This window comes from Streptomyces sp. MMG1533, from assembly GCF_001279775.1.
Classification (GTDB): domain Bacteria; phylum Actinomycetota; class Actinomycetes; order Streptomycetales; family Streptomycetaceae; genus Streptomyces.
In genome coordinates this window covers 79,098-98,571 of the sequence record NZ_LGDG01000211.1, presented here as the reverse complement: position 1 = coordinate 98,571, position 19,474 = coordinate 79,098, and the positions used below count along the sequence as shown (strand labels likewise).

At 69.9% G+C, this 19,474-nt stretch carries 18 protein-coding genes; 9 read left to right on the top strand and 9 right to left on the bottom strand.

What is annotated here, in order from left to right; translation table 11 throughout:
- Positions 1 to 2,917, bottom strand: a 2,917-nt coding sequence (locus ADK57_RS20730) for a hypothetical protein (RefSeq protein ID WP_053750964.1), incomplete at its 3' end; no start/stop codon positions are given.
- Between the two features lie 191 nt (positions 2,918 to 3,108).
- On the opposite strand from ADK57_RS20730, the gene ADK57_RS20725 reads away from it, so the two are divergent.
- Genes ADK57_RS20725 through ADK57_RS52015 form a run of 4 tightly spaced genes read left to right on the top strand, consistent with a single transcriptional unit; the run spans position 3,109 to position 6,446 of the window.
- Positions 3,109 to 3,723, top strand: a complete 615-nt coding sequence (locus tag ADK57_RS20725) for a DUF4956 domain-containing protein (protein WP_053750963.1) — start codon at positions 3,109 to 3,111, stop codon at positions 3,721 to 3,723.
- Entirely contained in the window at positions 3,720 to 4,508 is a 789-nt protein-coding gene (locus ADK57_RS20720) for a polyphosphate polymerase domain-containing protein (RefSeq protein WP_053750962.1), read from the top strand. The genes ADK57_RS20725 and ADK57_RS20720 overlap by 4 nt, the downstream gene beginning before the upstream one ends.
- The gene (locus ADK57_RS20715) at positions 4,505 to 6,295 is read left to right on the top strand and encodes a carbohydrate-binding domain-containing protein (protein WP_053750961.1); all 1,791 of its coding nucleotides are present in this window, start codon (positions 4,505 to 4,507) and stop codon (positions 6,293 to 6,295) included. The genes ADK57_RS20720 and ADK57_RS20715 overlap by 4 nt, the downstream gene beginning before the upstream one ends.
- Positions 6,296 to 6,311: 16 nt before the next feature.
- Positions 6,312 to 6,446 (top strand): hypothetical protein, encoded by a 135-nt coding sequence (locus tag ADK57_RS52015; protein WP_267890773.1) that lies wholly within the window; start codon positions 6,312 to 6,314, stop codon positions 6,444 to 6,446.
- A gap of 33 nt (positions 6,447 to 6,479) precedes the next feature.
- On the opposite strand, the gene ADK57_RS20710 is transcribed toward ADK57_RS52015, so the two are convergent.
- The gene (locus tag ADK57_RS20710; RefSeq protein WP_053750960.1) at positions 6,480 to 6,806 is read right to left on the bottom strand and encodes a hypothetical protein; all 327 of its coding nucleotides are present in this window, start codon (positions 6,804 to 6,806) and stop codon (positions 6,480 to 6,482) included.
- A gap of 30 nt (positions 6,807 to 6,836) precedes the next feature.
- The gene (locus tag ADK57_RS20705; protein WP_053750959.1) at positions 6,837 to 7,202 is read right to left on the bottom strand and encodes a PH domain-containing protein; all 366 of its coding nucleotides are present in this window, start codon (positions 7,200 to 7,202) and stop codon (positions 6,837 to 6,839) included.
- 175 nt (positions 7,203 to 7,377) lie between these two features.
- On the opposite strand from ADK57_RS20705, the gene ADK57_RS20700 reads away from it, so the two are divergent.
- Positions 7,378 to 8,721 (top strand): pectate lyase family protein, encoded by a 1,344-nt coding sequence (locus ADK57_RS20700; RefSeq protein WP_053750958.1) that lies wholly within the window; start codon positions 7,378 to 7,380, stop codon positions 8,719 to 8,721.
- A 109-nt stretch (positions 8,722 to 8,830) separates the two neighbouring features.
- Here the strand turns inward: ADK57_RS20700 and ADK57_RS20695 are convergent, their stop codons facing one another.
- Positions 8,831 to 10,282, bottom strand: a complete 1,452-nt coding sequence (locus ADK57_RS20695; RefSeq protein ID WP_053750957.1) for an ATP-binding protein — start codon at positions 10,280 to 10,282, stop codon at positions 8,831 to 8,833.
- A 74-nt stretch (positions 10,283 to 10,356) separates the two neighbouring features.
- A complete protein-coding gene (locus ADK57_RS20690; protein ID WP_053750956.1) occupies positions 10,357 to 10,767 on the bottom strand; it encodes an ATP-binding protein in 411 nt (136 codons plus the stop codon).
- Positions 10,768 to 10,972: 205 nt separating this feature from the next.
- On the opposite strand from ADK57_RS20690, the gene ADK57_RS20685 reads away from it, so the two are divergent.
- From ADK57_RS20685 to ADK57_RS20675, 3 genes are read left to right on the top strand one after another with little or no spacing between them, the layout of a single operon-like run.
- Positions 10,973 to 11,821, top strand: coding sequence for a helix-turn-helix domain-containing protein (locus ADK57_RS20685; RefSeq protein WP_053750955.1), 849 nt, complete (start codon positions 10,973 to 10,975; stop codon positions 11,819 to 11,821).
- 2 nt (positions 11,822 to 11,823) lie between these two features.
- Positions 11,824 to 12,003 carry a DUF397 domain-containing protein gene (locus ADK57_RS20680; RefSeq protein ID WP_053750954.1) on the top strand — a complete coding sequence of 60 codons (180 nt, stop codon included), beginning with the start codon at positions 11,824 to 11,826 and terminating at the stop codon, positions 12,001 to 12,003.
- Entirely contained in the window at positions 12,000 to 12,224 is a 225-nt protein-coding gene (locus ADK57_RS20675; protein ID WP_324612201.1) for a DUF397 domain-containing protein, read from the top strand. Before ADK57_RS20680 ends, ADK57_RS20675 begins: the two co-directional genes overlap by 4 nt.
- On the opposite strand, the gene ADK57_RS20670 is transcribed toward ADK57_RS20675, so the two are convergent.
- From ADK57_RS20670 to ADK57_RS20660, 3 genes are all read right to left on the bottom strand, one after another.
- The gene (locus tag ADK57_RS20670; protein ID WP_053750953.1) at positions 12,217 to 12,693 is read right to left on the bottom strand and encodes a hypothetical protein; all 477 of its coding nucleotides are present in this window, start codon (positions 12,691 to 12,693) and stop codon (positions 12,217 to 12,219) included. The genes ADK57_RS20675 and ADK57_RS20670 overlap by 8 nt on opposite strands.
- Positions 12,694 to 12,807: 114 nt before the next feature.
- Complete coding sequence (gene metG, locus ADK57_RS20665) at positions 12,808 to 14,415, bottom strand: methionine--tRNA ligase (protein WP_053750952.1); 1,608 nt, start codon at positions 14,413 to 14,415, stop codon at positions 12,808 to 12,810.
- Positions 14,416 to 14,520: 105 nt separating this feature from the next.
- Complete coding sequence (locus ADK57_RS20660; RefSeq protein WP_053750951.1) at positions 14,521 to 16,011, bottom strand: VWA domain-containing protein; 1,491 nt, start codon at positions 16,009 to 16,011, stop codon at positions 14,521 to 14,523.
- Positions 16,012 to 16,292: 281 nt separating this feature from the next.
- Between ADK57_RS20660 and ADK57_RS20655 the strand changes: the two genes are divergently transcribed.
- The gene (locus ADK57_RS20655; protein ID WP_053750950.1) at positions 16,293 to 18,380 is read left to right on the top strand and encodes a PhoX family protein; all 2,088 of its coding nucleotides are present in this window, start codon (positions 16,293 to 16,295) and stop codon (positions 18,378 to 18,380) included.
- A 123-nt stretch (positions 18,381 to 18,503) separates the two neighbouring features.
- On the opposite strand, the gene ADK57_RS20650 is transcribed toward ADK57_RS20655, so the two are convergent.
- Positions 18,504 to 19,469: an endonuclease/exonuclease/phosphatase family protein gene (locus tag ADK57_RS20650; protein ID WP_053750949.1), complete on the bottom strand. Its 966-nt coding sequence runs from the start codon at positions 19,467 to 19,469 to the stop codon at positions 18,504 to 18,506.
- Positions 19,470 to 19,474: the final 5 nt, after the last annotated feature.

Sequence of the window (19,474 nt, the reverse complement as noted above, 5' to 3'; positions counted from 1 at the left end):
CGCCGACGCCCACGATCTTCTTGTACGTCTTCCAGTTGTCGTAGAGCTTCACGCGGGCGGACAGCGTGCCGGTGCTGGTGCCCTTGTAGAGGTAGACGGTGCCGGTGGTGGTGTTGCGGGCGATCAGGTCCGGGCGGCCGTCGCCGCTGACGTCACCGGGGGAGGTCAGGACGTCGTACTGGGTCCAGCCGCCGGCCGACAGCGTCGTGTACGACGTCGACGGCTTGACGGCGGCGCCGCAGCCCGGCTTGTACAGGCGGAGCGCTCCGCTGCTGTACCGCACCAGAACGTCGTTGCAGCGGTCGCCGCTCAGGTCCCCGAAGGGGATCGCCTTCACCGAGGTCGCCCAACCGGTGCCGGTGTACTTGGAGTTGACCTTGCCCGTCCCGGTGCCGCTGTGGAACGTCAGGCCGCCGGAGGAGTTGAGGGTGAGCAGGTCGCCCCTGCCGTCCGGGCCGTCGGGGCTGGTGAAGTCGCGGAGTACGGGCGCGCCCCGGGTCAGGAAGCCCTCGCCGGACTTCACCGTGACCGGGACCGAGGTGCCCAGGCCGGTTGCCTTCAGCGTCCAGGTGAACCAGCCGTTGGGGAAGTAGCCGCCGCTCGCCGTCTTGCCGTTCCAGTTCGCCGACACCACGGCCGAGGCCGCGGCGCCGGTGAGTGCGCGGGTGGCCCTGCCGGTCGCGCCGCTCTGGACCGAGGTGAAGGTGAGCGACCAGGAGGTGACCGGGCGGGACAGCAGCCACTGGCCGGTCCAGGCGGTCGACGAGCCCGGTTCGAGGTAGCTCCCGGCCTCCGTCTCGAAGGCCGTCGGCGCGGACGGGGTGACGCCGGTCGTGGCGACGTGCGTCTGCTCGAACGAGTCGAACCAGGCGACCAGGCCCGTGTACTCGTCCACCGTCCAGCGGTGGCGCCGGTCCACCGCGAGCCCGCTGTCCGGCAGGCCGGAGGCGATCACGCGAGTGGTGCCGGTGGCCGCGTCGGTGAGGACCAACCGGTCGGCGTCGTGGTCGTGGCGGACGGTGAAGCCGTCGCCGAGCAGCACGTCACCGGGCTGTACGGCGACCGACGTGCCGGCCTTGGTGTCGTACACGCCCGCCGAGGCCGTGCCGCAGGACCAGTACACCCAGCGGCCCGCGGCCTGGAGCTCGCTCGGCACGCAGCCGAGCGAGGGGACCGTCACCGTGGCGAGGGTCTTGTTCTCGGTGAGGCTGTAGGAGGTGAGCTTGCCGGTGGTGGAGGCGCTCCAGAGGGTGGAGCCGTTCAGGGCGGCGGCGCGTACGGTCCGCTTCAGCTTCTGGCCCTGGCCGAACTCGCCGACGTACTGCATCGGCGTGGAGCCGCCGGAGTTGTAGACGGCGTAGTCGTCGGAGACGTCGACGATCGAACCGCCCTCGGTGCCGAACGACAGCGGGTTGTAGCCGATGGAGACCAGCCGGTCGGCGTTCTCCAGGCCGCTGCCGCCCTCGTCGCCGTCGTAGAACGTGTCGAGGTAGACGTCCTCGGGGTCGGTCCCGTCGAAGTTGCCCCACATGGCCGAGCAGGTGGTGTTCGGGTACGGGCACGTCGGGCTGACCGAAGAGCTCTCCGTGGCGGCGGACGCGGTCAGCTGGGTGCCGCCGTTCGTGGTGAGGGTGCGCACGGACGTGGTGTCCGAGGCGCTGGTCCTGCTGTCCTCCGCGACGCGCAGGCTGCCGCGGCTGAGCGCGAGCCCGGTCTTGGTGTTCTCGTACGGGGTGGCCCGGTACAGCTTCTCCAGCTGCGGGGTGCCGTCCGCGCCCACGAAGACGCGCTGGACCCACCAGTCGGCCGTGCCGGTGCCGCCGGTGACCAGGGCGGAGCCGTCCGGGGTGGCCAGCGGGTTGCCGTAGGTGTACGTCAGCAGGGTGCGGGTGGCGCCGTCGGTCAGGGACACGGCCGTGGTGCCGCCGTTGGGCTTGGTCAGCACGAGCCAGTCCCCGACGAGGACCGGGACGGGGACGGAGATGACTTCGCCGATGTCGGGGTCGCCGGCCACCGGGACCGTCTCCTCGGCGGTGAGGTCGGTGCGGGACTTCAGGTGCAGGCCGGAGGCCGGCGTGTACCAGCCGATCCGGTCGTCGCTGAGTACGAGCTCCGGCGAGGTGTCCGCGCCCGTGAAGGCGGTGGTGAACGCGGCGGTGGCGAAGTCGAGATAGCCGATGGTGAACGTCCTGTCGCCGGTCTCCGCGTCGGTGACCGGGTAGGCGAGCAGGGCGCCGTCCTGGTCGCCGGTCCGGAGGATGCCCCTCGACACGTACACGTCGGTCGGGAAGCCGGTCACCACACGGTCGCGCTGCGCGCCGTCGACGAAGTCGGCCAGTCCCAGCCAGGTGCCTTCGAGGCCCTCGCCGTCGACGGTGGCACTGCCGTGGACGAGCACCGTGGAGCCGTACGTACTGATGTAGTGGCCGTTCGGCGGCATCTCGACGGTCCGCGGCGGGCTCCCGTCCGGGCTCCACAGGGACATCGGGTAGTCGTAGTTGTCGACGTCCGGCAGGGCCACGGTGTCGCCACCCTGCCCGTACATGCCCGAGGCGCAGACCACGGTGATGCTGTAGCAGGTGGTGGACGACGGCTTGTAGACCCCGTCGGGTCCTTGGACGGTGACGGTGCTGCCGTCCTCGTACCTTGTCCACAGCAGCCCGGGGACGCCGTCCTGCCGGTGCAGGAATCCGGTCTCACCGGCCGCGAGCAGCCGCTCGGTGCGCGGGGTGTCGGTGCGCGGGTCGTCCAGGACGATCTCGGTGGTGCCGGCCGCGGCGGCCGTCGTGGCGGCCTGCGCGGCGCCGCCGCCGTCCTCAGAACCGGAGAACAAAGTGATGGATCCGGCCGCCACGGCGACCGCGAGCGCGGAGACGAGCGCGGCACGACCGCCCCGTCTCGGGGCGTGTCTGCCCACGTGAAGTTCCCTCCCCAACGAGGGCCCCCGCCCTCGCACAAGTGGCCGGATGTTATCAAGAGCGCTCCGCGGTCCCCGCGTCAGTGCTCCCTGGCCCCGCATCGTTCATCTCACAGACGTGTCCCGTACTTCTCAAAGTGGCTTAAGGGAACTCAAAGGGACTTCACAGGCCTTTGCCCGACCGTCATCTCATGTCCACAACGGCCCTTCACCAGCTGGCACTTGTCGCCGCCGACCTCGTCGCCATCTCCGTCCTCACCTTCGGCGTCTACTTCCCGCGCCACCACCGCCGGGACCTGGTCACGTCCTTCCTCGGAGTGAACGTCGGTGTGCTCGCCGTGGCGATGACGCTGAGCTCCACGTCGGTCGGGATCGGGCTGGGGATGGGCCTGTTCGGGGTGCTGTCGATCATCCGGCTGCGGTCGTACGAGATCGCCCAGCACGAGATCGCGTACTACTTCTCCGCACTCGCCATCGGCCTGTTGAACGGACTTCCGCACAGCGTGAGCGTCCTGACCGGGTGCCTGACCCTCCTGATCGTCGCCGCCCTGTACTTCGGCGACCACCCCCGCCTCTACCCCCGCCACCGGCAGCGCAGCCTGCGTCTCGACTCGGCGCACACCGACGAGGACGCCCTGCGCGCGCACCTCGAAGTGCTGCTGGGCGGCCGCGTGGTGAACCTGTCGGTCAAGGGCATCGACCTCGTCAACGACACGACGCAGGTCGAGGTCCGGTACGTCGTGAGTGACGGCATGCGAGCGTCGAAGGACGCCGACCTGCCGCTCGAGCAGGGCGTACGGGCGTGAGTGCCCTCGACTCCCTCGGTACGGCCGTCGGCGCGCTGCGGCCGATCGGGCTGGACGAGCTCGTCGCCCGGGCGGAGCTGCTGACCCGGCTGGACCGCAAGTACATGCTGCCGGTCGTGGACCTGCCCTTCGTGTTCGGCGGCCTCGACGAGGACGTGCGGGTCCTGGACATCGACGGGCGGCGGGAGTTCGGCTACCGGTCCGTGTACTTCGACACCCCCGGCCTGGACGGCTACCTCGGTGCCGCACGGCAGCGCCGGCGCCGCTTCAAGCTCCGGGTGCGGACGTATCTGGACTCCGACCAGCACTTCTTCGAGGTCAAGACCCGCGGGCCGCGCGGCACCACGGTCAAGTACCGCATCCCCTACGACGGTGACCCGTACCGCCTGGGCACACAGGCGCGGGCGTACGCCGATGCCGTGCTCGCGCAGGCCCGTATCGACACCGTGGGCTTCCGCTGGCAGCCGGTACTGACCACCTCCTACCGGCGCACCACCCTCCTCCTCCCGGCCACCGCGAGCCGCCTCACCCTCGACACCGGCCTGACCTGGGCCCTTCCCGACGGCACCGCACTGCGCACTCCGGAGCGGGCGATCGTCGAGACCAAGGCCGGCCGGGCCGGGTCCGGCGCCGACCGGCTGCTGTGGTCGCTGAAGCACCGCCCGTGCCCCGTGTCGAAGTACGGCACGGGCCTGGCCGCGCTGCGCCCCGACCTTCCTTCCCACCGCTGGCTGCCCGTCCTGCGGCGCCACTTTCCCACCGCACTCGACGGGAGTCCGGCATGAGCAGAAGACCATTTCGTACGAGGGCCGCAGGTGCCCTCGCCTCAGCTGTGCTCGGCGCGGCGGCACTCGTGGGGTGCACCGCCGATACCGAGTCCGACACCGCTTCCTCCCAGGAGAGTTCGGGTACGGCCGCTGCCGTGGCCGGCGCCCAGGATGCCGCCGCGGTCCTCGCCGACAACGAGGAGGCACATGACGCGGCCGTCGACGCGGACGCCTCCAAAGCCGTGGAGATCACGCTCGACGGCGACTCGGCCGGCGTGGAGGGCGAGGGTGCCAAGGCCGACGGGAGCACGGTCACGATCAGCTCGGGCGGGACCTACCGGATCAGCGGGAAGCTCACCGACGGGCAGATCCTCGTCAACGCCCCCGACCAGACGGTCACGTTGATCCTCGACGGCGTCGACATCTCCAGCTCCTCCGGGGCGGCGATCGCGGCGACCGAGGCGGAGGAGCTGGTGGTCGTCCTGGCGGACGGCAGCGAGAACACGCTCGCCGACGCCGACTCGTACGCCGAGAAGGACGAAGCCGACGCGGCGCTCTTCAGCGCCGGGAACCTGACGGTCGGGGGCGCCGGCTCGCTCACCGTGCACGGCAACGGCAACGACGGCATCGCGAGCAAGGACGGCCTGGTCATCGCCTCCGGCAAGGTCACCGTCGAGGCCGCCGACGACGGCATCCGCGGCAAGGACTACCTCGTCGTGCACGGCGGCACGGTGACCGTCACCGCCGACGGCGACGGACTGAAGGCCGACAACACCGAGGACGCGGAAGCCGGTTACATCGCCGTCGACGGCGGCACGGTGAAGGTCACCTCCGCGGGCGACGGCGTCGACGCGGCCACCGACCTCGTCGTCACCGGCGGCACGCTGGACGTGCACAGCGAGGCCACCGACGACAGCTCGGCGCACGGACTGAAGTCCGGCGTCATCACCGTCCTGGAGGACGGCACGGTCGGCGTCGACTCCTCCGCCGACGGCGTGCACAGCGACGCCGCCGTGCACCTCGGCGGGGCCACGGTGACGGTCGCCGCCGGGGACGACGGTGTGCACGCCGAGGGCGACCTGGTCGTCGACGGCGGCACGGTGAAGGTCACGCGGTCGAACGAGGGCCTCGAGGGCAAGGACATCACGGTCGGCGGTGGTTCGACGCAGATCACCTCCTCCGACGACGGGGTGAACGCGTCCGGCGGGACGACGACCGAGGAGGGCGGCGGCGGTGGCCGTGGCCCGGGCGGCGGTGGCGGAGGGGAGTCCGCCGGCGACTTCACCCTGAAGGTCACCGGCGGCACCCTCGTCATCAACTCCGACGGCGACGGCTTCGACTCCAACGGCACCGCCGAGATCACCGGCGGCACGCTCGTCGTCAACGGCCCCGAACAGGGCGGCAACGGCGCGCTCGACGTCAACGGCAGCTTCACGGTGAGCGGCGGTGTGCTGCTCGCCGCGGGCAGTGCGGGCATGGCCGTCGCACCCGACACCGAGTCCGGGCAGGGCTGGGTGTCGGCGACGCTCGACTCGACGGTCGCGGCGGGCACGACGCTGCACGTCGTGGACGCCGACGGAAAGGTGGTCGCCACGTACGTCACCTCCAAGGCCATCCAGAACGTCGTCTTCTCGTCCTCCGCCGTCAAGAGCGGGGAGGAGTACCGGATCTACTCGGGCGGCTCGGCGTCGGGCGCGAGCACGGGCGGTCTCGCGAAGTCCGGGGAACTCGGCTCGGCGGAGAAGATCGCGACGGTGACGGCGGGGGAGGCGCCGGAGGGCGGGTTCGGGGGCGGGCGGAGGTAGGAAGGCCGGAGCTCGGGTGGCGCGGGCTTTCGCCTCCGGCTCCGGCCAGGAAGAGTTCGGTCAGTTCCGGCAGGTGTCCGTCGCGCCCGCGACGGTCATGGGCGCCTGGAACATCCAGTGGACCGAACCGGGCCTGTTCTCCTGCCGCTGACGGGGAACAGGGACACCAGCCGGAGGCCCGTGGCTACTCGTCTTCGAAGATCTCCGCGGCGGATGTGGCGGTGGCGGCGCGGGTGAGCCAGGTGCTCAGGGTGGCGTGGTCCGTGCAGTTGGTGATGCGTTCCCGGGTTTCGTCGGAGACGTCGATGCCCCGGCCGGCCAGGACCAGCAGGAGCGCTTTGGCTTCGCCTTCGGCTTTACCCTCGGCGCGGCCTTCGTCACGCAGCTCCTGTGCCAGCGGGGACTGGAAGAAGGAGAGGTCCATGGTCACGAGTTTCCTCCAGTGTTCGGCGACCGTGCCTGTGCCCAGGCCCTGTGCGGTCAGTTCGATGAAGATGTCCGCTGCGTTCAACCTTCCGGTCTTCAGGCCCCCTCCGCATACCTACCTCGCCACGAACTGGGTGAGGATCGCCTGCACTTCGTAGATGTCGACGCCCTTGGTGAAGGTCTTCTCGACCGGCGTGGGGGTCCCGGAGATCCAGATCTTCAGCTCTGCGTCGAGGTCGAAGTGGCCGGCGGTCTCCACCGAGAAGTGGGTGATGCTGCGGTACGGGATGGAGTGGTACTCCACCTTCTTGCCGGTGATGCCCTGCTTGTCGACCAGGAGCAGCCGCCGGTCGGTGAACAGGATGGTGTCCCGGATCAGCAGATACGCGGCGTGCACCTGCTCGCCGTGGCCCAGCAGGCGCGCGTAGTCCTGCTGCGCCGACGCCGGGTCGACGGTGTGCGCGTTTCCGAACAGTGCCACGGGTGGCCCCCACTCAGTTCAGTTGATTCACGTATCCCGGGAGACGCCGGGGGCCGGAAAAAAGATGCGCGCCTGCGGCAACTCTTCGTCCGGCGGCGACAACTGACGAGTCGTAAGCGCCTTCACCGGAGCTTCACCACCCGCACGTGTCCCACCACCACGTAAGGACTCCTCCGTGGCAGCACCCTCCCACCGCCGGTCCCTCCGCTCGCGGCGCACCCTCGTCGTCTCCGTCGCCGTCCTGGCGGCCGGGGCCGGCGCCGGTGTCTTCGTGATGAACGCGAACGCCGGTGCCGTCGACCTGTACCACCAGACGCTCGCCGCCAAGGACGGCTGGGCGTCCTCCGGCACCGGTACGACCGGTGGCGCGAAGGCCGACTCCGCGCACACCTTCACCGTCTCCACCCGCGCCCAGCTCGTGAAGGCGCTGGGGTCGGCGTCCGACACCACCCCCCGCATCATCAAGATCAAGGGCACGATCGACGCCAACACCGACGACGCGGGCAAGAAGCTGACCTGCGCCAACTACGCGTCGGGCACGGGTTACTCGCTCTCCGCCTACCTGAAGGCGTACGACCCCGCGACCTACGGCCGCTCCAAGCTGCCCTCCGGCACCCAGGAGAAGGCCCGCGCCGCCGCCCAGGCCAAGCAGGCGAAGAACATCGCCTTCAAGGTGCCGGCCAACACCAGCATCGTGGGCGTGCCCGGCACCAAGGCGGGGATCAGCGGCGGCACGCTCCAGATCCAGAACGTGGACAACGTCATCGTCCGCAACCTCGCCTTCGCCGCTACCGAGGACTGCTTCCCGCAGTGGGACCCGACCGACGGCGACGACGGCAACTGGAACTCGAACTACGACTCGGTCACCCTGCGCGGGGCGACGCACGTCTGGGCCGACCACAACACGTTCACGGACGCGCCGCACCTCGACAGCGCCAACCCGAAGTACTACGGCCGCGAGTACCAGATCCACGACGGCGCCCTCGACATCACCAAGGGCTCCGACCTCGTGACCGTCTCGCGCAACCAGTTCACCAACCACGACAAGACGATGCTGATCGGCAGCAGCGACACCGACAGCGTCGGCAAGCTGCGCGTCTCCATCCACCACAACGTGTGGAAGGGCATCGTCCAGCGCGCCCCCTTGGCCCGCATCGGCCAGATCCACATCTACAACAACTACTACGACGTCACGACCCTCAACGGGTACGCGCCGCAGTACAGCATCAACTCCCGCGCCAAGGCCCAGGTCGTGGCGCAGAACAACTACTGGAAGCTCCCGACGAGCGGCAAGGTCGCCAAGCTGCTGAGCGGCGACGGCACGGGTTCGGTCGCGGGCAGCGGGAACCTCGTCAACGGCACGACGACCGACCTGGTGGCCGCGTACAACGCCGCGTCGTCCAAGGACCTGAAGACGACGGTGAACTGGAAGCCGACGCTTACGGCGGGGCTGGAGTCTTCGGCGAAGAGCCTGCCGACGTCGCTGGCGACGACCACGGGTGCCGGAGTGCTTTCGTAGGGCACCGCGAGTGCAGCGGGGCTGGGGAGCGTTCGGCTTCCCGGCCCCCTTCTTTCGACGCTCTCGACCCTCTCGGCTCTCTCTCGACTTCTCGACCGGGACCGGGAGGTCAGCCACCCCAGGCCGCGATCACGTCCCGCGCGCCCCACGTGAGCCCGACCGCGCCCTCCGCCACCGCCCCGGTCGTGCCGGAGAGCGATACGACGGCGAGCCCGGTGGCGCCCGGTGTGAAGCCGGGGACCTGGGCGGCACCCTGTGCGAGGGCGGTCAGGTCGTGCTGGTCGAAGGGGGAGGCGAGCCACTTCACGGAGCCGGCGAAGAAGACCGTCCCCGCCACGGGCGAGCGGTCGGCGCCGATGAGGTCGATCTCCGGTGCGAACTGCCGGTTCCACCAGCCGCCGACGACTTCCGTGTCCGGCCAGGGGAACTCTCCCGTAGCCGCGGCCAGCTCCAGTGCCTGACGGACCAGGGGTTCGACGGCCCGTCCGCGCCAAGCCGCCCACCGTCGTTCGACCACCCGGTACGCGGACTCGGGTCGGCCGCGCCGGGACAGCTCCTGCGCGGAGCGCATCGCGGCGAGGTAGAGACGCAGATTGCTGTCGGCCACGCGGTAGAGAGCCGGTTTGCCGGGCTGGGTGGAGAGCGGCGAGTCCGACGCGAGGGCCCGCTTCTCGTCGGTGAGGCGCCGCAGCAGCGGGGACAGTATGCCGGAGGGCAGGACGCCGCTCTGGCTGCCGGCCGTCGCGGCGATGTTGGCATGCGTGCGGTCTCCGCTGCCCACCGCCTCAAGGACACGGCGTGTCTGGTCCGGTGCCGGGAACTCGGCCATGAGAGCCGCTTCCGGGACACCGAAGAGCGGCGAGGCCGGATCGGCGCACTCCGTCTTGACGAAGTCGAGCGCCGGGGTGCCGTGCGGCCAGGCCCGCAGGATGCCCGGCAACCCGCCTGACACGAGGTGCGCGTCGATGGCGTCGGCCGCGTCCAGCCCGAGCGCGCTTCCCACCTCGGCCGGATTGAGCGGACCGAGCACGAAGGGGTCGGCCCGGCCGTAGAAGGGCCGGTCGTACGCGGTGAACCGCTCCATCATGTGCAGATCACTGCCGAGCAGCAGCAGAAGCACGGGCCGACCGGACAGCAACCGGTCCCAGGAGGTCTGCAGCGCGCCGTCGAACACGGTGTCCTGCTCCGAGAGCCAGGGCAGTTCGTCGAGTACGACGATGCTGGGCGAGGCGGGCAACACGGCGGCGAGGGTGCGGAAGGCGTCGGGCCAGTTCGTGGGGGCTGTCTTGGGTACGAGTTCCGGGTCGGCCGGCAGGGAGGACTCGCGCAGCTCCGCCATGAAGTCGGCGATGCCTTCCACGGGGGACGCGCCCTTGGTCGCGGTGAAGAAGACGTACGGGCGCCCGGCGCGGTCGCAGAACTCCTGGACGAGCCGTGACTTCCCGACCTGCCGCCGCCCCCTCATGGCGACCGCGACCCCGGCGCCGTCGGCGTCGACACGATCGAGACGCTTGTGAAGGAGGGCGAGCTCGGCTCGGCGGCCTACGAAAGGGGCGGGCATGGCACCTCCAGGGTCTATGTAGATTCATTCTACGTAGATTGCTTCTACGTACGTATCCCGGCAGCGCCCCTGTTTCAGGCCGCGGCGGACAGTTCGCACCAGACGTACTTGCCTCGGCTGCCGTTCCTGGCCAGCGGCTGCCAGCCCCAGAGGTCGGCGCAGGCGCGGACCAGGGCGAGGCCGCGGCCGTCCTCCGCGTCGGTGAGGTCCGCCAGGTCGTGGGGCGGGTGCGGGGGTTCGGGGTCCGCGTCCCACGCACCGATCCGCAGGACGCCGCCCGACCAGTGCACGCGGAGGGTTGCGGGGCCCTTCGTGTGCAGTACGGCGTTGGCGACCAGCTCGGTCGCGAGGAGTTCGGCGGTGTCCGCGAGGCGGATCAGGCCGTGCATGGTGAGGATCAGGCGGAGGGTGCGGCGGCAGACGGTGACGGCGCGGGGGTCGTGGGGGATGGAGAGGGTGTATTCCCAGGGTTCTGTTTCAGACATGGGTGAACTCCAGGTGGCGTCGGGAAAGTTGATCCGGGCGGTGGCAGTGCCGCAGCCGCCATGGCAGGACGGGGCGGTGCGCTTCCGGTAACCCCGGGTTCCGCAGCGTGTGCGTCACGTCACTGACGGTAGAGAATAAAGTTAGTACGTCGCAACCTGTTGTCGTAGTCTGGTCACTCGATGTGATGGGAGCGGGGAGGCGCAGGTGCCACGGAAGCAGCCGACGGCCCGACAGCAGCGGCTGGGGCGGGAGTTGCGCAGACTGCGTGAGGCCGCAGGGATGACGGCACGCCAGGCAGCCTCGCTGCTGGGCGTGATCTCGGTGACGATGAGCCAGATCGAGTCAGGCGTCGCCGGTGTCAGTGAGGCGCGGGTACGGCGGATGGCGGCTCAGTACGCCTGTGCGGACGTCGAGTTGATCGACGCGCTGGTGGAGATGGCGACGGACCGTACCGCGGGGTGGTGGGAGGAGTACCGGGAGGTGCTTCCGCCGACCTTCCTGGACCTGGCAGAGCTGGAACACCACGCGAGCTTCGTTCAGGAGATCGGCACCACGCATGTCACCGGGCCCTTGCAGACCGAGGACTACGCTCGCGCCGTGTTCGCGTACTGGCGGCCGGAGCTCCCGGCGAGCGAGTTGGAGGCTCGGGTCTCCCACCGTATGAACCGCAAGGCGGCCCTCGCCAGGGACGGCGATTGTCCGTACACGGCCGTGCTGCACGAGTCGGTGCTGAGGACCCGGGTCGCCGACCGACGGGTGGCGCTGGCCCAACTGGACGAAGTCATCCGGCAGTCGGAGCGACCCGGCGTCACCGTGCGGGTGATCCCTTTCGCCGCCGACCGTTTTGGCGGGGCGAGCGCGGCGTTGCTGTACGCGGGCGGGCGGGTCCCCCCGCTGGACACCGTGCAGAAGGACACACCGTCCGGCTCGGGCTTCGTGGATGCGGCCGCACAGCTCCAGTCGATGCGAACACTCTTCCGTAAAGTGGAGTCGGCATCGCTTGACCCCGCCCCGTCGCGGGACTTCATCCACCGCCTCGCGAAGGAGCTGTAGAAGTGGTCCAGTGGCAGAAGTCGTCCTTCTCCAGCGGCTCGGACGGGTCCTCCTGCGTCGAACTCGCCCACGCCGATACCTCGTTGCTCCTCCGCGAGAGCGACGACCCCGACCGAATACTCCGGGTGGCCCAGGACGGCCTCGCCGCCCTACTGCGTCGGCTGCAAGCCGACCGCTCGTGAGCAGCGGGGTGCGCATATGTCGGCTGGCCACCGCCCTGTCGAGGGACGTGATCCAGTGGCAGAAGTCCACGTACTCCGGCGGTGCCGACGGCAACGAATGCGTCGAACTCGCCCACGTCGAAGACTCGTTGCTCCTCCGCGAAAGCGACGACCCCGACCGAATACTCCAGGTCACCAAGGGCGGCCTCGCCGCCCTTCTCGACCAGCTGCGCCTCAGGTGACGTACCGGCCGTCCCACGGTTCGCCGAATTCGAGGCGGTCCGGGTAGAGCTCGGCCCAGGTCTCGCCTTCCTCCTCGCGGATCACCAGGCCGAAGCGGACGCCGTCGACGGTGAGTTGGAAGGGGCGGATGGCGATGTCCGTGTAGGCGCGGCGGGGCAGGCTGCGCAGGAGTTTCGCCAGGTGGATGCGGGCGCGGCCGAGGACGGAGTCGTTGCCGAGCGGGGCGCGCTGTTGCTCGGCCCAGGTGCCGGCGCACCAGATCTCCGAGTCGCGGTAGTGGCCCTCGGCGTCGAAGGTGTGGAGCGCCACGTAGAGACGTTTGTGTGCTTCCCAGCCTTCGCCGGGACGGAAGCCTTCGGGGAAGGCGTACGTGATCGACGCAAGGAACTGACCGTCCGCGTACCGGCCGATCGACTCGGTGTGACGCCTGGGCACGTAGGCGATCGGAATCACCTCGGGCACTGCCATTGCCATGGCGGAAACCATACGGGTGGACGTGGACATGCAGGTAGGGGGTACGGGTACGGCAAGGGCCCGGAAAACGAGATGTTTCCCGGGCCCTGCGCTGTTCGAGCGTGTGCGCTACGCCGTTGGCTTCTCCTCCAGGCGCGGGAAGAGGACCGCGCCCTTGGTGACCGTCGTGCCGGCCGGGAGCCTGCCCCACTCGCCCGCCTCCTGGACCCGCTGGTCCGCGAGCGCGCCGAGGGACGCCTCCGCGCCGAGCGAGTCCCAGAGCTTCTGGGAGGTGTCCGGCATGATCGGGTTCAGGAGGACCGCTACCGCGCGGAGCGACTCCGCGGCCGTGTAGAGGATCGTGGCCAGGCGGGCCTTGCCCTCGTCAGAAGTGTCCTTCGCGACCTTCCACGGCTCCTGCTCCGTGATGTAGCCGTTGACCTGCTTGACGAAGTCGAAGACGGCGAGGATGCCGCCCTGGAAGTCCACCTCGTCGCCGATCTTCCGGTCGGCTTCCGCGACCGCCTTCGCCAGGCCGTCCTGGATCGCCTTCTCCGCCTCGCCGGACGCCGTCGCCTCCGGCAGGGCGCCGTCGAAGTACTTGCCGACCATGGCCGCGACGCGGGAGGCGAGGTTGCCGTAGTCGTTCGCCAGCTCGCTGGTGTAGCGGGCGGAGAAGTCCTCCCACGAGAAGGAGCCGTCCTGGCCGAAGGCGATCGCGCGCAGGAAGTACCAGCGGTACGCGTCCACGCCGAAGTGCGAGGTCAGGTCCTGCGGCTTGATGCCGGTCAGGTTCGACTTCGACATCTTCTCGCCGCCGACCATCAGCCAGCCGTTCGCGGCGATCTTGCCGGGCAGGGGCAGCCCCTGCGCCATCAGCATCGCGGGCCAGATGATCGCGTGGAAGCGGAGGATGTCCTTGCCCACGAGGTGCACGTCGGCGGGGAAGGTGCTCTCGAACTTCGCCGGGTTCTCGTTGTAGCCGACCGCCGTCGCGTAGTTCAGCAGCGCGTCGATCCACACGTAGATGACGTGCTTGTCGTCCCACGGGACCGGGACGCCCCAGTCGAAGGTGGAGCGGGAGATGGACAGGTCCTGAAGGCCCTGGCGTACGAAGTTCACGACCTCGTTGCGTGCCGACTCGGGCTGGATGAAGCCGGGGTTGGCCTCGTAGTGGGCGAGGAGTTTGTCGCCGTACTCGCTGAGCTTGAAGAAGTAGTTCTCCTCCTTGAGGATCTCCACCGGCTTCTTGTGGATGGCACACAGCTTCGTGCCGTCCTCGGCCTCGATGAGGTCGCCGGGGAGCTTGTACTCCTCGCAGCCCACGCAGTACGGACCCTCGTAGCCGCCCTTGTAGATCTCGCCCTTGTCGTGGAGATCCTGGACGAACTCCTGGACGCGGTCCGTGTGACGCTTCTCCGTCGTACGGATGAAGTCGTCGTTCGCGATCTCCAGGTGCTCCCAGAGGGGCTTCCAGGCTTCGGTGACGAGCTTGTCGGCCCACTCCTGCGGGCTGACGCCGTTCGCCTCCGCGGTGCGCATGATCTTCTGACCGTGCTCGTCCGTGCCGGTGAGGTACCACACCTTCTCGCCGCGCTGACGGTGCCAGCGCGTGAGCACGTCCCCTGCAACGGTCGTGTAGGCGTGGCCCAGGTGAGGAGCGTCGTTGACGTAGTAAATGGGGGTCGAGACGTAGTACGCCTTCGCCCCCTGCTTCTCGGTTCCAGTGGCCGCCATGCCCGAAATCCTACTGGGCGCGTGAACATCGACTCACATGCGTTTCGGGGTGCGGACGGGGGTGGACGGTGATCCGTCCACCCCCGGCGGCGTGCGGCTGTGTCGTTACGGGCGCCAGGCGGCCAGTACGCCTTCGTACAGCTCGGCGTCCGTGAGCTCTCGGGGGGCCGGGCCCGCGTGGAAGAAGGACGTGTTGTCCGTCTTCAGTTTGCGGAGGTAGTCGAAGGCCTTGTTGTCGTGCTCACCGAAGGCGACGAAGGAGAAGAACACGGTGGGGTGGTTCTTCGCGGCGTCCGTGAGGGACTGGGTGGCGGGGGTCTTGGCGTCGGGGGCGCCGTCGGTCTGGAAGACGACGAGGGCGGGGGTGCCGGGGGCTTCCTTGGTGTGGTGGGTGACGACTGCCTCGACCGCGGCGTGGTAGCTGGTACGGCCCATGCGGCCGAGGCCGGCGTGCAGCTCGTCGATCTTGTTGTCGTGGTCGGTGAGGGTCAGCTCGCCGGTGCCGTCGAGTTCCGTGGAGAAGAAGACGACGTGGACCTTGGCTTCCGGGGCCTCGGGGTCGAGGTGGGCGGCGAGGGCGAGGGTCTGCTCGCCGAGGGCCTGGGCGGAGCCGTCCTTGTAGTACGGGCGCATGGACGCGGAGCGGTCGAGGACGAGGTAGACCTTGGCACGGGTGCCGGTGAGGTTCTTGTCCTTGAGGGTGGCTTCGGCTGCGTTGTATGCCGTGCGGAGGGTGGTGGGCACCCGGCCTTCGGCCGGGTTGTCGTTCCCACCCGCACCACCCGTGCTGCTTTCGTCGTCGGCTGCGGGTGGCCCCTGTGGGGCGTCCTCGCCGTCGGCGGCCAGCGGTTCGGGGGTGGAGACCGGCTCGGGCTCGGGCTCCGGCTCGGGCTCCGGCTCGGGCTCGGGGGTGACCTCCGGGGTGACCTCGGCGGTCGGCTCCGGCTCGGGCTCGGTGACTGCCTCGGGCTCGGGCTCGGGGGTGACCTCGGCGGTCGGCTCCGGCTCGGTGACGGTCTCGGGGGCGACCTCCGCCACCGGCTCCGGCTCGGGCGTCACCTCGGCAACCGGCTCCGGTTCGACGACCGGCTCGGGCTCGACGGTCGGCTCCGGCTCCGGTTCGGGAGCCTCCTCCGCCACCGGCTCCGGCTCCGGCTCGGCGGCGGGCTCCGGCTCCGGCGCGACCTCCGCCACCGGCTCGGCGGCGGGCTCCGCCACCGGCTCCGGCGTCGGCTCCTCAGCCGCCGCCGGTTCTTCCGCCGCCGCCGGCTCCACCGGCTCCGACGCGTCCGCCGGCTCGGCCGGCTTCGGCACGGCCACCTTGTTGAAAGCCGCCGCTACCAGGTCGTGCTCGTCCTTCGCGGAGAGCGTGGACTCGGGCGTGGACTCGGGCGTGGACGGTGTGGAGGGGCGGGGTTCCGGGACCGTGGTCGTTGATGTTGCCGTCGGCTGCGGGGACGGTGTCGGCTCCGTTGCCGGGGCCGGCACCGTCGGTGCGGCCTCCTGTGAGGCAACCTCGGTTTCCTGCGAAGGGGACGTGGTGTGCCCCTTGCGTGACCGGCCGAACGCGTTCCGCAGGAGAGTGAGAATGCCCATGTGCGCAACCCTTCGCATGAGTTGATGCCCGTAAATCCCTGGCCAGGACGGACACGTAAGGTTAGCGGCCTCAGATGGTGATCTTTGGCAGGGGCGGGTCATGCGGCGCCGGAGACGTCAAGGGGGACATCCGGCCTTCACCCGCGCGCCCGCCCGGCGACGCCAACTGACCTACAGCCACCTCGGGTTCACCCCCCGTTCATCGGTGCGCCCCGCTCCCGAACGGACGTGCCCATAACGTCCGTCACGCCGGACTCAAGGGGAAGCAAGGGGAGAGCAAAGTGCGCATGCAGTTGCCGTTGATCAGGACCTCGAACGAGTCGCATCCCGGTGGGCGGTCTGCCCTGACTTGCCGGTTCCGGTGTGGTAACGCCTGTTTCCACGAGGCGCCCAACACCTCCGCCAACCCGTACGTCGGTGACGTCATCGCCGGCGCGCTCAGTCGCCGTTCGATCATGCGGGCCGCGGCCGTCGTCACCGTGGCCGGTGCCGCGGGGGCGGGGCTCGCCTCGCCGGTCGCCGCGTCCGAGAACAGCACAACAAACAGCACCACAAACAGCACCACGACACGGAAACCCGGCACCTCCAAGGGCGCCCGCGGCCTCCGGTTCACCGCTGTCGCGCCCAACACCGCCGACGCCGTGACCGTCCCGGACGGGTACAGGCAGAACGTCGTCATCCGGTGGGGCGAGCCCATCCTGCGTGGTGCGCCCGCCTTCGACCCGGAGAAGCAGACCGCCGCCGCCCAGGCCGGTCAGTTCGGGTACAACAACGACTTCCTCGCCCTCCTCCCGTTGCCGGGCGAGCGCAACAAGCAGATCCTCGTCGCCAACCACGAGTACACCGACGAAGTACTCATGTTCCGTGGCTACGACGCCGCCAACCCCACCCGCGAGCAGGTCGAGATCGCGTGGGCGGCCCACGGGCTGTCCGCCGTCGTCGTGGAGGAGGACCGCAGGAGCGGGAAGCTCTCCGCCGTCTCCCGGCACCCCCTCAACCGGCGCGTCACCGCCACCTCCGAGTTCCGGCTCACCGGGCCCGCCGCCGGGTCCGACCTGCTGAAGACCTCCGCCGACCCGACCGGCACCAAGGTGCTCGGCACCCTCAACAACTGCTCGGGCGGGACGACTCCCTGGGGCACCACCCTCCACGGCGAGGAGAACTTCAACCAGTACTTCGCGGGCGCGAGCCGGGCGACCGACAAGCGGTACGGCATCGGCACGGCGGCCAGTGAGCGCAAGTGGGAGCGGTTCGACAAGCGGTTCGACGTGGCCCAGGAGCCGAACGAGGTGCACCGCTTCGGGTACGTCGTCGAGCTCGACCCGTACGACCCCGCCTCCACGCCCCGCAAGCACACCGCCCTCGGTCGCTTCAAGCACGAGGGCGCGACCGTGCGGCTCACCGACGACGGCCGGCCGGTCGTCTACACCGGTGACGACGAGCGGTTCGACTACTTCTACAAGTTCGTCGGCAGCAAGCGGATGAAGAAGGGGTCCTCCCGCTCCGTGCGGGAGCACAACCTCTCGCTGCTCGACGAAGGGACCCTCTACGTCGCCAAGCTCACCGGCGACTCCCCCGCCATCGAGATCGACGGCACCGGGAAGCTGCCCGCCGACGGCGAGTTCGACGGCAGCGGCGAGTGGATCCCGCTCGCCACCGCCACCGCCGACGGAGCCGTCTCGCACGTCGAGGGCATGACCGCCGACGAGGTCTTCGTCTTCACGCGTCTCGCCGGTGACAAGGTCGGCGCGACCAAGATGGACCGGCCCGAGGACATCGAGCCGAACCCGCACTCCGGCAAGGTGTACGTCGCGCTCACCAACAACACCAACCGCGGTGTCGGCACGAACGCGCCGGCCGACGAGGCCAACCCGCGCAACGCCAACAAGCACGGCCACATCCTGGAGCTCACCGAGCGCCGGAACCGGGCCGAGAGCACGAAGTTCGCCTGGACGCTCTTCCTCGTCGCCGGTGACCCGGACGACCCCGCGACCTACTTCGCCGGGTTCCCGAAGGACGACGTCAGCCCGATCTCCTGCCCGGACAACGTGGCCTTCGACCCGTACGGCAACCTGTGGATCTCCACCGACGGCGCCCAGCTCGGCTACCACGACGGCCTCTTCGGTGTCGCCACGAAGGGTGTGCGGCGCGGTGAGCTCAAGCAGTTCCTGACCATGCCGATCGGCGCCGAGACCTGCGGCCCGATCGTCCAGGACCGGCGGGTGCTCGTCGCCGTGCAGCACCCGGGCGAGATCAGCGGCGCCTCCGTGGAGAAGCCGGCCAGCACCTGGCCCGACGGCCCCGGCAGGATCGTCCGTCCGTCGGTCGTGGCCGTGTGGCGTGCCGACGGCGACGACATCGGCGTCTGAGCACATAAGGCACAGAAGGCACAGAAGGCATAGAAGGCACAGAAGGCACAGAAGTCGAACAACCACACCGGCGATCGCGTCACCCGGCTCTCACCGCGGTGGCGCGATCGCCCTTGTCATCTGTCATCCCCGCTGGTGAAGCGTGATGTCGACGAGCAGGGCGCGGTGGTCGGTGTCGTCGAGGCCGAGGAAGCGGGCCTCGCGTGCGGCGAAGTCGCCGGAGACCAGTACGTGGTCGATCTGGGCGCCCAGCGCCGGAGTGGTCCCGGCCGTGCGGGCGGGCCAGGTGGGGGTGCGGTCGGAACCGGCGAGGCGGGCCGCGTCGCGCAGGCCGGTGTCGAGGATGCGGCGGAAGGCGGCGTGGTCCTGCGAGGCGTTGAAGTCGCCGGCCAGGATGGTCGGGGTCTTGGCGTGGGCGGCGGCGAAGTCGCGCAGGGTGCCCAGTTCGCGCCGCCAGACGTCGACCTGGCCGGGCAGCGGTGGCATCGGGTGCGCGAGCTGGAGCCGTACGGCCCGCCCGCGCACCTCGGCGACGGCGCCCGGCATGCCCATCGTGCCCGGGATGCGAGCAGCGTCCCGGAGCGGGAAGCGGCTGAGGAGGACGGACCCCGTCGATCCGCCGCCCTCGACGGCCTGCCGGTGGGGATAGTCGGCGGCGAGCGACTGCTTCAGCGCCGCGTCGCAGCGGTATTCGCACTCTTGTACGAAGACGAGGTCAGGCCGCTCGCTGCGCACGGTGGCGATGAGGGATTCGGTGGCCTGTCCGAACTCGACGTTCGAGCTCAGTACCCGGAGAGAGGCGACGGCCGCCCCGCCGGGTGCGGTGGTCCTCCCGTACGGCTCCATGAACCACGCCAGCAGGCCGAGCACGGCGACCGCCCACACCACCCCGGCCCACCACCGGGCCAGCAGGGCGATCCCCAGCCCCAGCCCGGCGGGCGCGAGCAGCCACGGCAGGAAGGCGAGGAGCTGGGGGACGGGGGTGATCCCGTCGGTGTCGGCGACCCGGCACCCCACGACGACACTCACTCCGGCGAACAACAGCGCGGCGAACCAGATGCCGGGCCTGCGCAAGCGCTGTCGAGTCACCGTCC

What these genes read in the sequence shown, in the direction of transcription:
- ADK57_RS20715 (WP_053750961.1), top strand. Translation starts at nt 4,505, where the DNA reads ATGAGCAGAAGACCATTTCGTACGAGGGCCGCAGGTGCCCTCGCCTCA.
- ADK57_RS20695 (WP_053750957.1), bottom strand. Translation starts at nt 10,282, where the DNA reads ATGCCCGCCCCTTTCGTAGGCCGCCGAGCCGAGCTCGCCCTCCTTCAC.
- ADK57_RS20690 (WP_053750956.1), bottom strand. Translation starts at nt 10,767, where the DNA reads ATGTCTGAAACAGAACCCTGGGAATACACCCTCTCCATCCCCCACGAC.
- ADK57_RS20725 (WP_053750963.1), top strand. Translation starts at nt 3,109, where the DNA reads ATGTCCACAACGGCCCTTCACCAGCTGGCACTTGTCGCCGCCGACCTC.
- ADK57_RS20660 (WP_053750951.1), bottom strand. Translation starts at nt 16,011, where the DNA reads ATGGGCATTCTCACTCTCCTGCGGAACGCGTTCGGCCGGTCACGCAAG.
- metG (WP_053750952.1), bottom strand. Translation starts at nt 14,415, where the DNA reads ATGGCGGCCACTGGAACCGAGAAGCAGGGGGCGAAGGCGTACTACGTC.
- ADK57_RS20670 (WP_053750953.1), bottom strand. Translation starts at nt 12,693, where the DNA reads ATGGCAGTGCCCGAGGTGATTCCGATCGCCTACGTGCCCAGGCGTCAC.